The sequence below is a fragment of the Mesorhizobium sp. M0587 genome (assembly GCF_040320945.1).
In the GTDB taxonomy this organism is placed as follows: Bacteria; Pseudomonadota; Alphaproteobacteria; order Rhizobiales; family Rhizobiaceae; genus Mesorhizobium.
Genome location: NZ_JAMYQP010000032.1, coordinates 17953 through 31909, shown reverse-complemented (window position 1 = coordinate 31909; position 13957 = coordinate 17953). Strand labels below are relative to the sequence as shown.

At 63.6% G+C, this 13957-nt stretch carries 16 protein-coding genes; 7 read left to right on the top strand and 9 right to left on the bottom strand.

Annotated features, from left to right (window positions below; genetic code table 11):
• Nucleotide 1: 1 nt before the first annotated feature.
• From gmhB to NKI49_RS24490, 5 genes are all read right to left on the bottom strand, one after another.
• The gene (gene gmhB / locus NKI49_RS24510; protein ID WP_352606591.1) at nt 2–661 is read right to left on the bottom strand and encodes a D-glycero-beta-D-manno-heptose 1,7-bisphosphate 7-phosphatase; all 660 of its coding nucleotides are present in this window, start codon (nt 659–661) and stop codon (nt 2–4) included.
• Nucleotides 654–1226 (bottom strand): D-sedoheptulose-7-phosphate isomerase, encoded by a 573-nt coding sequence (locus tag NKI49_RS24505; protein WP_352606589.1) that lies wholly within the window; start codon nt 1224–1226, stop codon nt 654–656. Before NKI49_RS24505 ends, gmhB begins: the two co-directional genes overlap by 8 nt.
• A gap of 7 nt (nt 1227–1233) precedes the next feature.
• A complete protein-coding gene (gene rfaE1, locus NKI49_RS24500; RefSeq protein ID WP_352606587.1) occupies nt 1234–2727 on the bottom strand; it encodes a D-glycero-beta-D-manno-heptose-7-phosphate kinase in 1494 nt (497 codons plus the stop codon).
• 140 nt (nt 2728–2867) lie between these two features.
• A complete protein-coding gene (locus tag NKI49_RS24495) occupies nt 2868–3497 on the bottom strand; it encodes a LysE family translocator (protein WP_352606585.1) in 630 nt (209 codons plus the stop codon).
• 355 nt (nt 3498–3852) lie between these two features.
• On the bottom strand, nt 3853–4089 hold the full coding sequence (locus NKI49_RS24490; protein ID WP_352606583.1) for a type II toxin-antitoxin system Phd/YefM family antitoxin: 237 nt from the start codon (nt 4087–4089) through the stop codon (nt 3853–3855).
• Between the two features lie 143 nt (nt 4090–4232).
• Here NKI49_RS24490 and rfaD point away from each other — a divergent pair, with 143 nt between their 5' ends.
• The 3 genes from rfaD to waaC are packed head-to-tail and all read left to right on the top strand — an operon-like array spanning nt 4233 to nt 7143.
• Complete coding sequence (rfaD, locus tag NKI49_RS24485; protein WP_352606581.1) at nt 4233–5183, top strand: ADP-glyceromanno-heptose 6-epimerase; 951 nt, start codon at nt 4233–4235, stop codon at nt 5181–5183.
• Nucleotides 5156–6163, top strand: coding sequence for a lipopolysaccharide heptosyltransferase II (gene waaF / locus NKI49_RS24480; protein WP_352606579.1), 1008 nt, complete (start codon nt 5156–5158; stop codon nt 6161–6163). Before rfaD ends, waaF begins: the two co-directional genes overlap by 28 nt.
• Nucleotides 6160–7143, top strand: coding sequence for a lipopolysaccharide heptosyltransferase I (waaC, locus tag NKI49_RS24475; RefSeq protein WP_352606577.1), 984 nt, complete (start codon nt 6160–6162; stop codon nt 7141–7143). The genes waaF and waaC overlap by 4 nt, the downstream gene beginning before the upstream one ends.
• A gap of 251 nt (nt 7144–7394) precedes the next feature.
• On the opposite strand, the gene greA is transcribed toward waaC, so the two are convergent.
• Together greA and NKI49_RS24465 are read right to left on the bottom strand one after the other, a co-directional pair.
• Nucleotides 7395–7868, bottom strand: coding sequence for a transcription elongation factor GreA (gene greA, locus NKI49_RS24470; protein ID WP_008877613.1), 474 nt, complete (start codon nt 7866–7868; stop codon nt 7395–7397).
• A 275-nt stretch (nt 7869–8143) separates the two neighbouring features.
• On the bottom strand, nt 8144–8677 hold the full coding sequence (locus tag NKI49_RS24465) for a tetratricopeptide repeat protein (RefSeq protein WP_352606574.1): 534 nt from the start codon (nt 8675–8677) through the stop codon (nt 8144–8146).
• Nucleotides 8678–8820: 143 nt separating this feature from the next.
• Between NKI49_RS24465 and NKI49_RS24460 the strand changes: the two genes are divergently transcribed.
• From NKI49_RS24460 to NKI49_RS24450, 3 genes are all read left to right on the top strand, one after another.
• Nucleotides 8821–9246 carry a DUF3775 domain-containing protein gene (locus NKI49_RS24460; RefSeq protein ID WP_352606572.1) on the top strand — a complete coding sequence of 142 codons (426 nt, stop codon included), beginning with the start codon at nt 8821–8823 and terminating at the stop codon, nt 9244–9246.
• A gap of 54 nt (nt 9247–9300) precedes the next feature.
• The gene (locus NKI49_RS24455; protein ID WP_352606570.1) at nt 9301–10425 is read left to right on the top strand and encodes an extensin family protein; all 1125 of its coding nucleotides are present in this window, start codon (nt 9301–9303) and stop codon (nt 10423–10425) included.
• 119 nt (nt 10426–10544) lie between these two features.
• The gene (locus NKI49_RS24450) at nt 10545–11351 is read left to right on the top strand and encodes an extensin-like domain-containing protein (RefSeq protein WP_352695795.1); all 807 of its coding nucleotides are present in this window, start codon (nt 10545–10547) and stop codon (nt 11349–11351) included.
• A gap of 46 nt (nt 11352–11397) precedes the next feature.
• Here the strand turns inward: NKI49_RS24450 and NKI49_RS24445 are convergent, their stop codons facing one another.
• Nucleotides 11398–11907, bottom strand: coding sequence for an SgcJ/EcaC family oxidoreductase (locus NKI49_RS24445; RefSeq protein WP_352606566.1), 510 nt, complete (start codon nt 11905–11907; stop codon nt 11398–11400).
• 268 nt (nt 11908–12175) lie between these two features.
• Between NKI49_RS24445 and NKI49_RS24440 the strand changes: the two genes are divergently transcribed.
• On the top strand, nt 12176–12883 hold the full coding sequence (locus tag NKI49_RS24440) for an LssY C-terminal domain-containing protein (protein ID WP_352606564.1): 708 nt from the start codon (nt 12176–12178) through the stop codon (nt 12881–12883).
• A 6-nt stretch (nt 12884–12889) separates the two neighbouring features.
• Here NKI49_RS24440 and NKI49_RS24435 read toward each other — a convergent pair whose 3' ends face one another.
• Nucleotides 12890–13912, bottom strand: coding sequence for a zinc-dependent alcohol dehydrogenase family protein (locus NKI49_RS24435; RefSeq protein WP_352606562.1), 1023 nt, complete (start codon nt 13910–13912; stop codon nt 12890–12892).
• Nucleotides 13913–13957: the final 45 nt, after the last annotated feature.

Sequence of the window (13957 nt, the reverse complement as noted above, 5' to 3'; positions counted from 1 at the left end):
GTCAGGCCTGGGAACTACGATCCGGGCCAAGCTTTTCGATGGCGGCGAGCAGGCCGCCGAGGTCGCTGCTGTCGCGCAAGGGCTTGATGGCGAAGCCGGGTTGGCCCGCCGCGTCCCCATCGACCAGCCAGCCCTGCGACAGCCCGGCGCGTTGGCCCGCCCGCATGTCGGCCAGCTTGTCGCCGACGATAAGGGACCGCTGGAGATCGAGGCCGAGGCGCTTGCCCGCCTCGATCAGCATGCCCGGATTGGGCTTGCGCATCGGATGGTCGGATGCGCCGAGCGGCCCGACGCCGGCTTCGTGATACGCGCAGGCAAGCACCATGTCCACGAACACCCCCTGATCGCGCAACAGGTCGAGCACGCGGCCGTTCACCGCGGCAAAGACGCTCCAGTCGAAATAGCCGCGCGCGATGCCGGACTGGTTGGTCACCACGACCACAGGGATCCCGGCCCGGTTGGCGGCCGCGATTGCAGGCACCATCTGCGGCCGGAGTTCAATCTCGGCGGGGTCGCTGGGGTAATCGGTATCGACATTGATGGTGCCGTCGCGGTCGAGGAACAGCGCCGGCTTGCGTCCCGGGAAAACCCGGTCGCCGACCCGCTCGACCCACAGGCCCGGCTCGGTCAGCGGGTGCTGCATCCCTGCCTTGTCAGCCATTTGAGAGGCGCGCTTCGACCACTTCGCAGAGATGATGGTAGAGACATAGGTGCCCTTGCTGGATGATCGGCGTCGAGGTCGAGGGCACATTGAGCAGGATATCGCAGAGCGGCTTCAGCTTGCCGCCGGTGTCGCCGGTCAGACCGATCACCGACATGCTCATCATTCGCGCCTGCTCGGCGGCGGCCAGGATGCTCGGCGAATTGCCGCTGGTCGAGATCGCCAGAAGCACGCCGCCAGCCGAGCCGTGCGCCTCGACCTGGCGCGCAAACACCGTGTCGAAGCCGTAGTCGTTGCCCCAGGCGGTCAGCACTGCGGCATTGGCCGGCAGCGCAATGACATTGTAGGCCTTGCGCTCCTTGAGGAAGCGGCCGACCAGCTCGCCGGCGATGTGGATGGCGTCGCTGGCCGAACCGCCATTGCCAGCGATCAGCAAAGCTTTGCCTTGCGAAAGCGCCGTCACGACGGCGCTCGCCGCCCGCTCCATCTCGCCGGTCAGGTTGCGCTCGGCCATGGCCGTGATCGCGGCCGCCGAGCTGACCAGGTAATCGTTCAGTTCAGACATGAAACCCTCAGTTGGTGGTGCCGCCGGCGCGCAATTTGCCGATGGTGCTGGTGGTGCTTTTGCCGGCGACGAGATCGACCAGCACGACGCGCCCGCCGGCCTTCTGCACCACGTCCGCGCCGATCACGGTGTCGACCGTATAATCCGCGCCCTTGACCAGTATGTCGGGCAGCAGCGCTTCGATCAGTGCCAGCGGCGTATCCTCCTCGAACACCACGACCGCGTCGACCGAGGCAAGCGCCGCGAGCACGCAGGCGCGGTCATGCTGATCGTTGACCGGTCGCCCTGGCCCCTTCAGCCGCCGCACAGAGGCGTCGCTGTTGAGGCCGAGCACCAGCCGGTCGCACTGGCTGCGCGCCGCGTGCAGCAGGCTGACATGGCCGGCATGCAGTATATCGAAGCAGCCATTGGTGAATCCGACGCTCAGCCCCTCCTCCTTCCACGCCGCCACCATGCGCGCGGCCGATGCGGCATCGAGGATAGCGTCCTTGTGGGTGGTCGGTCCATGCGAGCGGAACAGCGCGCCGGAGAGTTCCTCGACCGTCAGCCGCGCAGTGCCGCGTTTTCCGACGACCACGCCGCCGGCCGCATTGGCGATCGAGGCCGCCGCGACGGGATCGGCACCCGCCGCCAGTGCCAGCGCGAAGCTCGCGATCACCGTATCGCCGGCGCCCGAGACGTCGAACACTTCGCGCGCCTGGGTGGCGATGTGGCGCGCTTCGGCCGGATCGACCACGCTCATGCCCTTTTCGCTGCGGGTGGCAACGACGAACTCGAAACCATGCGCCGAGATCAACTCCCGCGCGGCCGCCACGATCTCGTCATCGGCGAACACCGCATGGCCGACAGCTTCGCCTAGCTCCTTGCGGTTGGGCGTGATGGCGGTCGCCCCTGAATAGCGGGCATAATCGCGGCCCTTGGGGTCGACCAGCACCGGCTTTCCCGCCTCGCGGCAAATGGCGATCAACTCGGCGGCGACGCCGTCGAGCAGGACGCCCTTGCCGTAATCGGACAGGATGACGATGTCGGCGCGCGTCAGAGCCGCGCGGAAATGGCTCACCAGGCCCGCTCGCTCCGCCGCGCCGAGCGGCTTGATTTCTTCTTCGTCGAAGCGCAGCACCTGCTGGTTCAGCGCGCTGAAGCGGCTCTTCGACGACGTCATGCGGTCGCGCTCCCGCGTCAGGCCTGCCGTGTCGGCGCCGAGATCACCGAGCATCCGCATCAGGCTGTCGCCGGCCGTGTCGGTGCCGATCACCGAGACCGGAATGGCACGCGCCCCAAGCGAGATGATGTTGGCCACGACGTTGCCGGCACCGCCCATGGCCGAGCTTTCGCCGCGCCCATGCAGCACAGGGATCGGCGCCTCCGGCGAGATCCGCTCGATCACGCCGTTGACGAAACGATCGAGGATGATGTCGCCGACCACCAGCACGGTGGCCTGCCCGAACCGCGCAATGGCGCGGTGCAGGGGTTCGGGAGAAGGTGGATTGTGCTTGATCATGTCACTGGCAACGCGCGGGAAAGGTCGATCTCAATCTTGCTGGTCATCATCAATTGACGGGCCGGATCGTTCATGGCGAAGCCGATATACCGCAAATCCATACAGCGCAACGGCAGGACATGACTACGACGACTGAGCTGTCAGCTCTTCTGCAGGGCAACGTGGACGCCCAGCCCGACCAGCACCGCGCCGCCGGCCCGCTGCATCAGGCGCTGCGCGCGGCTGGAACGCCGCAGCCGGCCGATCACCGCGCCGGCCAGGAACACGCAGACGACGTCGGCAGAAGAGAACATCAGGTTGACGATGGTGCCCAGCACGACGAATTGCAGCCAGATCGGGAATGCCGCCGAGGCGTCGATGAACTGAGGCAGGAACGCCATGAAGAAAATCGCCGTCTTGGGATTGAGCACCTCGACGGCGATGCTTTCGAAAAACGCGCGGCGCGCCGATTTCCGCTCGATCATCGGCAGCGCCGTGGCGCCTTCACGCTTGCGGAACAAGGAAACCCCGAGCCAGACCAGGTAGAGCGCGCCGATCAGCTTGACCGCCATGTAAAGCGGCGGCACCGCGTGAAACAGCACGGACAGGCCGGCAGCGGCGGCAAAGACATGGACATAGCCGCCGAGATGAATGCCGAGCGCCGCCGTCAGCCCCGACCAGCGCCCACGTGCCATCGTCTGCGCGGCTGCATAGAGCATGGCCGGGCCGGGAATATAGGCGAAGATCGCCGTAGTGGCGAAAAACGCGATGAGCAATTCGGTCGACGGCATTTTTGTCCCCTAGTAATTGCGTCCCTGACAGACTGCGCTTTGCTCCATGTTGGCGATAGCACAGATTATCTTCGAATTCGTCCTATCGCCTTTCGAGGCGTTGGCGCTGCCCCTTGCCCGTCCTCCGCGGCAGTTGCGGAAGGGAGCCCTTCGTCTCCCCCGTCGATCGGGGGAGAGGTGTCGAGCGAAGCTCGACGGAGTGGGGGTCGACCCTTGGGCGCAAGGCGAGGCGATCCTTGCGCCTGGTGCCCTTCTTATGTCCGTTCGCAGCGGTTGCCAGGTGGTTCCCCCACTCCGTCTCGGCTTCGCCGAGTCACCTCTCCCCCCTTGGGAGGGAGAGGAAAGGAGCCTGGGTTTAATCACGATCCAACTCGGCAGCGTATTCTTCAAGCATCTCGACATGTTCGGACGCGGCGTCCTTAGCCGCGTAGGCGCGGCGGCTGTCGTTGGCGAATTGAGCCTCGTAGGCCTCGATGCTCATCAGGACGTATCTCGGTTTGTTGTGACGAGTGATGGAGACGGGCTGCTGGCTGGCGGCCGCAAGCACGTCTCCAAGATTCTGTTTCAGATCGGTGGATGGATAGTGTTTCATAGCCACTCCGTTTTGTGCATAATAGACAAAACAGACAAAATAGACAAGCACGGAAACAAGGGCACAAGGCAATCGCCTGCTTTGTCGACAGCCCGGTCAGCCTCCCCTATAAGGACCGGAATCGCAAGCAACCAGAGGCCTTCATGATCATCGTCACGGGCGGCGCCGGCATGATCGGCTCCAATATCGTCGCCGCGCTCAATGCCGAGGGGCATGACGACATTCTCGTCGTCGACGACCTCACCGACGGCCACAAGATCGTCAATCTCGCCGATCTCAGGATCGCCGACTATCTCGACAAGGACGATTTCCTGGCCCGGCTTGAAGCTGGCGAGCTCGGCCGCATCGAGACCGTCTTCCACCAGGGCGCCTGCTCGACCACCACCGAATGGAACGGCAAGTTCATGATGGAGGTGAATTTTGCTTATTCGAAGCGGCTGCTGCATGCCTGCCAGGCGCTGCGCGTGCCCTTCCTCTATGCCTCCTCCGCGTCCGTCTACGGCGGCGGCGCCGAGTTTCGCGAGGATCCGGCGCTGGAACGGCCGCTCAACGTCTACGCCTATTCCAAGAAACTGTTCGACGATTATATCAGGCGCACCGTCTTCGATACCGATCATTCGCAGGTCGCGGGCCTGCGCTACTTCAACGTCTATGGCCCCCGCGAGGCGCACAAGGGCGCCATGGCCTCGGTCGCCTTTCATTTGTTCAACCAGGTCGAACGCGGTGAGAACCCGAAACTGTTCGGTGCCTATGACGGCTTCGGGCCGGGCGAACAAAGCCGCGATTTCATCCATGTCGGCGACGTCGCCGACGTCAATCTTTGGCTGTGGAAACGCGGCTCGAGCGGCATCTTCAACTGTGGCACCGGCCGCGCCCAGCCCTTCCGCGCCATCGCCGAAACCGTCATCGATGCGTTGGGCAAGGGCGAGATCGAGTTCGTCGAATTTCCCGACCACCTCAAGGGCAGCTACCAGAGCTTCACGCAAGCTGATATGTCCCGTTTGCGCGCGGCCGGTTACAATGGCCAATTCCGAACCGTCGAAACCGGCGTCAGAGACTATGTCGAATGGCTGAAAGCCCAACGATCCTCGTGATCGGCCCACGCTGGGTGGGCGATATGGTGATGGCGCAGTGCCTGTTCTCGGCGCTGAAGCAGCTCTATCCCAACGCCGCGATCGACGTGCTGGCGCCGGCCTGGGCGGCACCGCTGGTCAAGCGCATGCCGGAAATCCGCCAGCAGATCAACTTTCCGCTGAAGCCCGGCGCGCTGGAATTCACCCATCGCCGCCGCTTCGGTCGCCTGCTGCGCGGCCGCTACGACATGGCCTATATCCTGCCGGGCAGCTGGAAATCGGCGCTGATCCCGTTCTTTGCCCGCATTCCGCGCCGTTTCGGTCATCTGCGCGAAATGCGCTATGGCTTGCTTACCGACATCGTGCCGCTGCCCGAGGCTGTGAAGCGGCGCACCGCGCAGGCCTATTTCGGCCTCGCCCAAGGCGGGAGCTTTCGCGCGCCCAGTTTGACCGTGGACGCGAAAAACCAGACTGCCCTGCTCGACCGTTTTGGATTGGCGCCACAGAAATTCATGGCATTGATGCCCGGCGCCGAGTTCGGCCCGGCCAAGCGCTGGCCCAGCGAAAGCTATGCCGGCCTTGCCCGCGATTTCATGGGAAAGGGCTTCAAGGTCGCGCTGTTCGGCTCGAAGAACGATCGCGATGTGACCGCGGAGATCGCAGCGCTTGCCCCCGGCATTGTCGATCTTGCCGGCCAGACGCGTCTGGAAGATGCCATCGACCTGATCGCAGCCGCCAGGCTGGCCGTCTCCAATGACAGCGGGCTGATGCATGTCGCCGCCGCCGTCGGCACGCCGATCGTCGCCGTCTACGGTTCGACGTCGCCTGAAAACACGCCACCGCTGGCCGATCGGCGCGAACTGGTCTGGCTCGGCCTCTCCTGCTCGCCATGTCACCAGAAGGTCTGCCCGCTCGGCCATCTCAATTGCCTGAAAACGCTCGAGGTCGGGCAGGTCGCCGCGGCGGCGGACCGGCTGCTGGACCTCCCGGCCGCGGCATGAAAGTCCTTATCGTCAAGACCTCGTCGATGGGCGATGTGATCCACACTTTCCCGGCCGTCGAGGATGCAAGCCTCAACCGACCGGACGTGTCTTTCGATTGGTGCGTCGAAGAGGCGTTCGCCGGCATCGTGGCGCTGCATCCGGCGATCGGCAGGATTCATACCGTCGCGATCAGGCGCTGGCGCAAGGCACTGTTTAATGGCGGCACCTGGCGCGAGGCAGCCGCCTTGCGCCGCTCGTTGCGCGCGTGCCGCTACGATCTGGTCATCGATGCGCAGGGCCTGCTGAAATCGGCCCTGGTGGCACGGCAGGCGGGAGCGGCGATTGCCGGCTTCGACCGATCGAGCGCGCGCGAACCTTCGGCGACGCTGTTCTACGATGTCACGTACGCCGTACCGCGCGATCTGCATGCCATCGAACGGACGCGGCGGCTGTTCGGGCTGGCGCTCGGCTATCAGCCTGACCTTTCGACGCTCAACTCCGGCATTGTCCCGCCATCCGGCACTTTGGCCGCCATTGCCGGAAAAGCCGCCTTCCTGCTGCACGGCACCAGCCGCGAGGACAAGAAGTGGCCGGTCGGAGACTGGATCGGAACCGCCCGCCTGCTGGTTGAAAGGGGAATGACGCCGGTCACCACCTGGTCGAACGCAAGCGAGAAGGCAGTCGCCGAAGCGATCGCCGGGGCTGTTCCGTCGACAATCGTGGTGCCCAAATCGCCGCTGGCCGACATTGCCGCCATTCTCGGCCGCTCGACGCTGGTGATCGGCGCCGATACGGGGCTGACCCATCTCGCCAGCGCTTTCGGCCTGCCGACGGTCGCGGTATTCCTGGCGACCGAGCCGGGTCTCACCGGCCCCTGCGGACAATATGCGTCGACGCTTTTGGCCACAGCGGATGGGCGTGTGACACCGGCGGAAGTGGTGGCGGAAGCTGAGAGGCTGCTGGAGCGCCAAGCTGTTGCCCAGACTGACAAGAGTTGATTTTATCAATTAATTCAACCGGAAAGGGTTGTGCTGCCCCTCATCCGCCTGCCGGCACCTTCTCCCCGTATAGTGACGGGGAGAAGAGCGCTGAACGCAAAGTCGGCGCCTGGTTTGCAAAGCTGAAAATTAGCGAAATCATCAATGAAAGCATCCTTCTCCCCGTCACTATACGGGGAGAAGTGCCCGGCAGGGCGATGAGGGGCAGCGCAATCCAGGCTTGAAAAACGCAGATCAGCGCCCCTCAAATCCTAAATAAACTGCACCTGGACGATCTCGTAACCCCTGGCGCCACCCGGCGCATTGACCTCGATGGCGTCGCCGACTTCCTTGCCGATCAGCGCGCGGGCGATCGGCGAGGAGATCGAGATGCGGCCGGACTTCACGTCGGCTTCCTGGTCGCCGACGATCTGATAGGTTTTTTTCTCCTCGGTGTCCTCGTCGACCAGCACCACGGTAGCGCCGAACTTGACCTTGTCGCCGCTGAGTTTGGTGACATCGATCACCTCGGCGCGCGCAATAAGGTCCTCGAGCTCGTTGACACGGCCCTCATTGAGGCTCTGCGCCTCTTTGGCGGCATGGTATTCGGCATTCTCGGACAGGTCGCCATGCGAGCGCGCCTCGGAGATCGCCTCGATAATGCGAGGCCGCTCTTCCTGCTGGCGCCAACGCAGTTCTTCCTTCAATGACGCGAACCCCTCGCCTGTCATCGGGACCTTGTTCATGATGCCTGACCTTTCCTGCCACCGCCCCCGCGTTTCGGGGGAAGCCTTGTCGTTGGGTATAAAAAGAAAACGGTCCGGCAGCCTCGGGCTAACGGAACCGTTTCACCGCAATTTCCCTGAATATAGCAATCTCCGCGGGTTTTTCACGCTCAAAAATCGGTTTTGCAAAAATCATCCCCGCTTTCAGCGGGTGGAGCTGCCAGCGAGGCAGTCGGCGACAAAAAAACGGCCGCGATTGGCTCGCGGCCGTTTCGAGAGTCTTGGGAGGAGCCGGATCAGCTTCTCATGAAATGATCGATCTGCTCGGCCAGCATGCCGTATTCGCGCGAGCCCTTGCCGGTCCGCTTCTCGATCTCCATCAGCTGCTGCTGGGCGCCGGCCAGATCGCCGATCTGGAGATGCGCCTCGCCGAGATATTCGCGCACCAGCGTGTAATTCGGATCGATGCGCAGCGCTTCCTCGTAATAGCCGAGGCCGACGGCAACGCGGCCGGAATGTCGGTGCGAATAGCCGAGATAGTTGAGGATGCGCGGATCCTGCTTGTCGGCGGCAAGGCTGAGCACGGCGATCGCCTCGTCATAGCGACCGGCCATCGCGAGATCGTGGCCCGCATAGTAGATGCTGTCGTCGTCCAGCATGCCTTCCTGGGGTGCGACGCACTTCTTCTTCTTCTTATCCCAGACCATGCCCTTCTTACATTGGGTCGTCGTGTTGGTGTCGCCACCGCTGCCGGCGGCAAACACCGGAACAGCAAGGAACTGCAGAGCGATAAGCGCGCTCGCCGCCTGGATCAGCACTCTTTTTTGCATCAAAGCCTCCTGGAGGGGTGAGAATAGAACACTAACGGCGGACGGCTTGCTTTTCGTCCCGGAAAAAACGCGTGCGGCAGAACATCAGGTGACGGATGCCGCAAATCCGCTATCATCGGGCAAACGACTGACGGAGACGGCCCGTGCAGCGGCAACTTGAAAAGGACTGGGAACTTTCGATCGGCCCCGACACCGTACGCCTGTTCATCCTCAAGGCCAAGGCGGTCAGCGCCGCCCTCAACGAAGACTATGCCGACGGCGCCGAGCACGAGGTCGAACTCGATGGGCTGGCGCATGCCAACCATCACCACGACGGGCTGGCCGAGGAAAGTTCCGAAAACCTGACCGAAGAGGAACTTCGCGAGCTGATCAACGACCTCAATGTCGACGAGGCCGCCGATCTGGTCGCGCTCGCCTGGGTCGGCCGCGGCGACTATGACGGCTCCGAATGGGAGGACGCGCTTGCCGCGGCGCGCGAGCGCACCAACAAGCGCACGGCGAAGTATCTGCTCGGCATGCCGCTGCTTGCCGATTGGCTGGAACAGGGACTGGAAGCGATCGGCGCGTAACGCAGTGGTAACCGATTGTGATCGCTCCGAAATGCCTTGCCAGGCAACTTCGGCATGGCCGCGCCGTTTTCGGAGGCAATGGCGACGCTGAGCTTTTCCCGAAAATGCAGAATCGCATGGGCCACCATGGCCGTCGCCGCTCTGCTGGCGACGCCGGCCGATGCCAGACATCGTCACAGGCATTACGCGCCCCCGACATCGCGTGTCGAACAGCCCCTGACACCGCGGGTCGACCAGCCGCTGGAAGCGCGCGGCAAGCATCGGCTCAAGCGGAAGCCGGCTCGGCAGAAAGCGTTGGACCCGACACCTGCCGACGTTCCGGTGCCCGAACCGCGTCCCACGGACGCTCCAAGCACGCAAGACCGGGTGACGCAAACACCAGGGAGCAACGGCGCGTCAGATCGCTTCGACGAAGAAAAATCCGGTCGCACGATGCAAGCACGCCCCGAACCGGCCGATGGCGCGGAACCCGAGCCTCCGGCCGTAGCGCCCGCGCCGACGCCAAAACCGGACATCACGGAACCGGACGTCGAGCCGCCTGCCGTCGCCCCGCAGCCGCCGCGAAAGCCGGCGGACACAGGCGCCGGGAAGATGCTCGCCGATCCGCGCTCGGCCGATCTGCCCGGCGACAAGATGCCCGACGGGGAAGTTGCCTGCCGCGAGCGGCTGAAAACGCTCGGCGTCGAGTTCGAGGAGCACAAGGCCGAAAGCAATCCCGAAATCGGCTGCTCCATCCCCTACCCCATCGTGTTGAAGACGCTCGGCAAGTCGATCGATATCGCCCCCGGCCCTGAACTCAATTGCGCAATGGCCGAGGCGGCGGCGCGTTTTGCCGCCGATATCGTCCAGCCGGCGGCGAAAGCCGAATTCGGCGCCGACCTGAAGTCGATCGGCCAGGCCTCGGCCTTTGTCTGCCGGCCGCGCCACGGCGCCGGGAAACTATCGGAACATGCCTTCGGCAATGCGCTCGACATCGCCGGTTTCACGCTGTCCGACGGCAAAAAGATTGAAGTCGGCCCCGTACCGCCCGAAAAGGAGGGCAGGTTTCTAAACGCCGTGCGCAAGGCCGCCTGCGGGCCGTTCAAGACCGTGCTCGGACCCGGAGCCGACGCCGATCATTCCCTGCATTTCCATCTCGACCTCGAGCCGCGCCGCCATGGCGGCACCTTCTGCCAGTGAGCAATCGCCGCTGAAAGAATGCTTGCCTCAATTCAGCCGCAGGCGTGAACGCGGCCGCTGAGTTTTCCTTTACCCTTGATCGTTAAAATGCCGGACATCTGGGGACAGGGATTCCGCCAATGGCCGGCAAATTTCGCGCCGTCTTTTCCGCTGCCATGCGCCGACCGAAGCCTTTCACGATAATGGCGGGCCTGCTTGCCCTCGCGGCCGTCTCGGCTTGCAACACCGGCAGCGTGCTGTCTTTGCAGCCCGCCGTCGACGTCGGGTCGCAGACTGCCGCCGTGCCGCAATATACGGGCATGCAGCAGCTCGTCCCTTCCAATCCCTATATGACGCAGGCCGCCTACCCGCGCATGGACGAGCCGATGTCGCCGGTCGAGCAGATGCCGGCCAGCGAGACCGATTGCCGCCAGCAATTGAAGCGCCTCGACGTCGCCTATACCGACCTGGCGCCGATCCATGAAGGCCAGTGCGGCATCGATTATCCGGTCAAGGTCTCGGCCATCGGCAGCATCCAGATGAAGCCGGCCGCGACGCTGACCTGCGACATGGCCGCCACCTTTGCCGGCTGGACGAAGAACGAACTCGTTCCTTCCGCCCGCTGGCGTTATTTCTCCGGCGTCAGGACCATCCACCAGGGTTCCAGCTATTCCTGCCGCAAAATCGCCGGCGAAGGGGTGCTTTCGGAGCACGGCAAGGGCAATGCGCTCGACGTCATGAGCATCGAGCTCAACAATGGCGACGACATCGACGTGCGCAAGCCCGGCCTGTTCGCCTTTCGCACGCGCGGCTTCCTCAACAATGTGCGCGCCGACGGCTGCCAGTATTTCACCACGGTGCTCGGCCCCGGCTACAACTACGACCACCGCAACCATTTTCATTTCGACATCAAGAACCGCAAGAACGGCTACCGCGCCTGCCGCTAGGAAAAAGAGCAGGCAGGCTGAGTGCTACTGGTGGAAGAGTAATGTCTCAATTTGAAATATCGGCGCCCGACTTTTTGTAAGGGGCGATCGCAGGCGACATTTTCAGCGTCTTGCGGATGCGAATGAAGTTGTGGGTTAGCTTTTCGAGCCGGCTGGGGCGATTGCCAGGAACGATATCCGTATTCTGAGCCACCTTGATGCGCCACCCCGACTGCCCTTCTTGGACAATCAGAAGCAATATGCCTTTCCTAACTCCGGCCGGGGCCCCGTCCGGGGCAGATGCTCCCGTTAGGGTCCAAGTGTAGTGAACGGCAGCAAGCCCAGGAGCCAATTCCACAACCGAAGAGACTTCGCCTTCCAATCGGCTATCCCGAAACATGGTAGCATGAGTAGCTCGGTGCGCCGCTTCGATTTCGGATCGGTTCTTCCACCAAACACCTACCACGTTGACGAAACTGGCATCGGAAGCGAACAGAGACGCGAACTCATTCATATCATGCCGGTTCCAAGTGTCCGCAAAAGCAGTAGCGACATGCTCGGGCTTGCTAATCGTCACGCTACGTCTCCTTCATAGGCGTTCGGGCCGGATCGCGACGACGGCGCGCTCAAATTTCAAACTGAGGTTCGGGACCGGGGTCCGGCTCGACACGCTCGACCCTCGCGACAAGATCGGCGGTCAGCGCCATTGACCTCTGGCCTGCCGGCTCCCGCTTCATTGCTGCCTCCGCGCAAACAACGGCCGACGATAGACCTGCGGAGCGCGGATGGCCATTGATTTCCAGGATCTGTCAGGCAACAGATATCGCACAGATCGAGCGGCATTCATGAGCCAACGAAGCCTTCGAGGGCGCACAATCAACTTGATGGCCGCCTTGCTGGCCGCCTATCTGGCGCTCGCCTATTTCGCGGCGCCGGAATTCTGGACATTCAGGGATCGCGGCTTTCGCGGCCAGCGCTTCGAGTTGGTCACGCACACGTCACAAGGCATTCCCGGCGATCCCATCAATGTCGGCCTTCTCGGCACGCGGAAGGAGGTGGTCCATGCCTTCGCCGTCGCCGGCTGGGACACCGCCGACGCCGTCACTTTGAAAACCGCGATCGAGATCGGTGAAAGCGTCCTGTTCGACCACCCCTACCCCGACGCGCCGGTCAGCCGGCTGCTGTTCGAGGGCCGCGCCCAGGATCTCGCCTTCGAAAAGCCGGTCGGCGGCAGCGCCGACCGGCGTCATCATGTCCGCTTCTGGCAGACCGCTGCGACCGGCGATGACGGCCGGCCGCTGTGGTTGGGGTCGGCCAGCTTCGATCGCGGTGTTGGCCTTAGCCACGACACCGGCGCCATCACCCATCACATCGGCCCCGACATCGACACCGAACGCGATTTTTTGATGCACGACTTGGCGACCGCCGGAATGCTGATCTCGATCAGCGACATAGCAGGCATCGGCGCAACGACTACCGGCCGCAATGGCGGTGGCGATCCCTACTTCACCGACGGCGAGGCTGAAATCGGCGCCTTGAAACAACTGCCGTGACGCGGGCTAGGTCGTGGCGATCACGACCTTGCCGAACGGTCCCTTCTCCAGATGCTGGAAGGCTTGCGCTACCTCTTCGAAGCCGAAGACCTTGTCCACCACCGGCCTGATGCCGAGCACCTCGATCGCCTGGTTCATCCGCTCGAAGGCGCGGCGGTGGCCGATCGATATGCCTTGCACGACGATCCGATTGCGCAGGAACGGCACGATCGGAAAGCTGAGTTCCATGCTGCCCAGCAGGCCAATGACCGACAGGCGGCCGTCTGCGGCCAGCGCATCGAGCGATCGCCGCGCATTGTCGCCGCCGACCATTTCCAGGACATGGTTGACGCCGGTCCCACCCGTCAGGTCACGCGCGGCTTCATCCCATGCCGGCTGGGTGCGATAGTTGATCACCCGCCAGGCGCCGAGTTTCCTCGCCCGCTCGAGCTTGTCGTCGCTGCTCGAAGTGACGATGGCGCGCAGGCCGAAAGCGGCCGCGAATTGCAGTGCAAACAGCGATACGCCGCCGGTGCCCTGGATGAGAACGGTCTGGCCGGGCACCGGCCTGGTCGCCTCGGCCATCGCGAACCAGGCCGTCAGCGCCGCGATCGGCAGCGTCGAAGCCTCGGCGTCGCTGAGCGAGGGCGGCGCCAGCACGGCGGCATCCTCGTGAAGGAGCACATAGTCGGACAAGGTGCCGGGCAGTGACGATCCCAGAGTGTGCTGGTGGAGCACCGGCGGCGCGTCGCCGTCCGGCCAGTCGGCGATCACTTGGCCCAGCACGCGCTGCCCGGCCTGGAAACGGCTGACGCCGCCGCCGACCGCCACGACCTCGCCCACCGCATCCGATGTCGGCACGAAGGGAAAGGCGAGGTCCGGGATCAGCACGCCGTCGACGATCATCCGGTCCTTGTAGTTCAGCGATATCGCCTTGATCCGCACCAGCAACTCATGAGACCCGGGTGCGGGTACTTTTCCCTGCGCCGGTTGCAGCTTGGGCAAGCCGAAACCGGTCATCTGCCAGGATCTGTTGATGTCGCTGTTCATCTCGTCTGCTCCGGATGGGGTGGCTGGCGAGATATTTACGTCATT

Excerpts from the sequence above, each read along its gene's own strand:
- gmhB (WP_352606591.1), bottom strand. The coding sequence starts at position 661 with ATGGCTGACAAGGCAGGGATGCAGCACCCGCTGACCGAGCCGGGCCTG.
- NKI49_RS24505 (WP_352606589.1), bottom strand. The coding sequence starts at position 1,226 with ATGTCTGAACTGAACGATTACCTGGTCAGCTCGGCGGCCGCGATCACG.
- rfaE1 (WP_352606587.1), bottom strand. The coding sequence starts at position 2,727 with ATGATCAAGCACAATCCACCTTCTCCCGAACCCCTGCACCGCGCCATT.
- NKI49_RS24495 (WP_352606585.1), bottom strand. The coding sequence starts at position 3,497 with ATGCCGTCGACCGAATTGCTCATCGCGTTTTTCGCCACTACGGCGATC.
- NKI49_RS24490 (WP_352606583.1), bottom strand. The coding sequence starts at position 4,089 with ATGAAACACTATCCATCCACCGATCTGAAACAGAATCTTGGAGACGTG.
- rfaD (WP_352606581.1), top strand. The coding sequence starts at position 4,233 with ATGATCATCGTCACGGGCGGCGCCGGCATGATCGGCTCCAATATCGTC.
- waaF (WP_352606579.1), top strand. The coding sequence starts at position 5,156 with ATGGCTGAAAGCCCAACGATCCTCGTGATCGGCCCACGCTGGGTGGGC.
- waaC (WP_352606577.1), top strand. The coding sequence starts at position 6,160 with ATGAAAGTCCTTATCGTCAAGACCTCGTCGATGGGCGATGTGATCCAC.
- greA (WP_008877613.1), bottom strand. The coding sequence starts at position 7,868 with ATGAACAAGGTCCCGATGACAGGCGAGGGGTTCGCGTCATTGAAGGAA.
- NKI49_RS24465 (WP_352606574.1), bottom strand. The coding sequence starts at position 8,677 with ATGCAAAAAAGAGTGCTGATCCAGGCGGCGAGCGCGCTTATCGCTCTG.
- NKI49_RS24455 (WP_352606570.1), top strand. The coding sequence starts at position 9,301 with ATGGCCGCGCCGTTTTCGGAGGCAATGGCGACGCTGAGCTTTTCCCGA.
- NKI49_RS24450 (WP_352695795.1), top strand. The coding sequence starts at position 10,545 with ATGGCCGGCAAATTTCGCGCCGTCTTTTCCGCTGCCATGCGCCGACCG.
- NKI49_RS24440 (WP_352606564.1), top strand. The coding sequence starts at position 12,176 with ATGAGCCAACGAAGCCTTCGAGGGCGCACAATCAACTTGATGGCCGCC.
- NKI49_RS24435 (WP_352606562.1), bottom strand. The coding sequence starts at position 13,912 with ATGAACAGCGACATCAACAGATCCTGGCAGATGACCGGTTTCGGCTTG.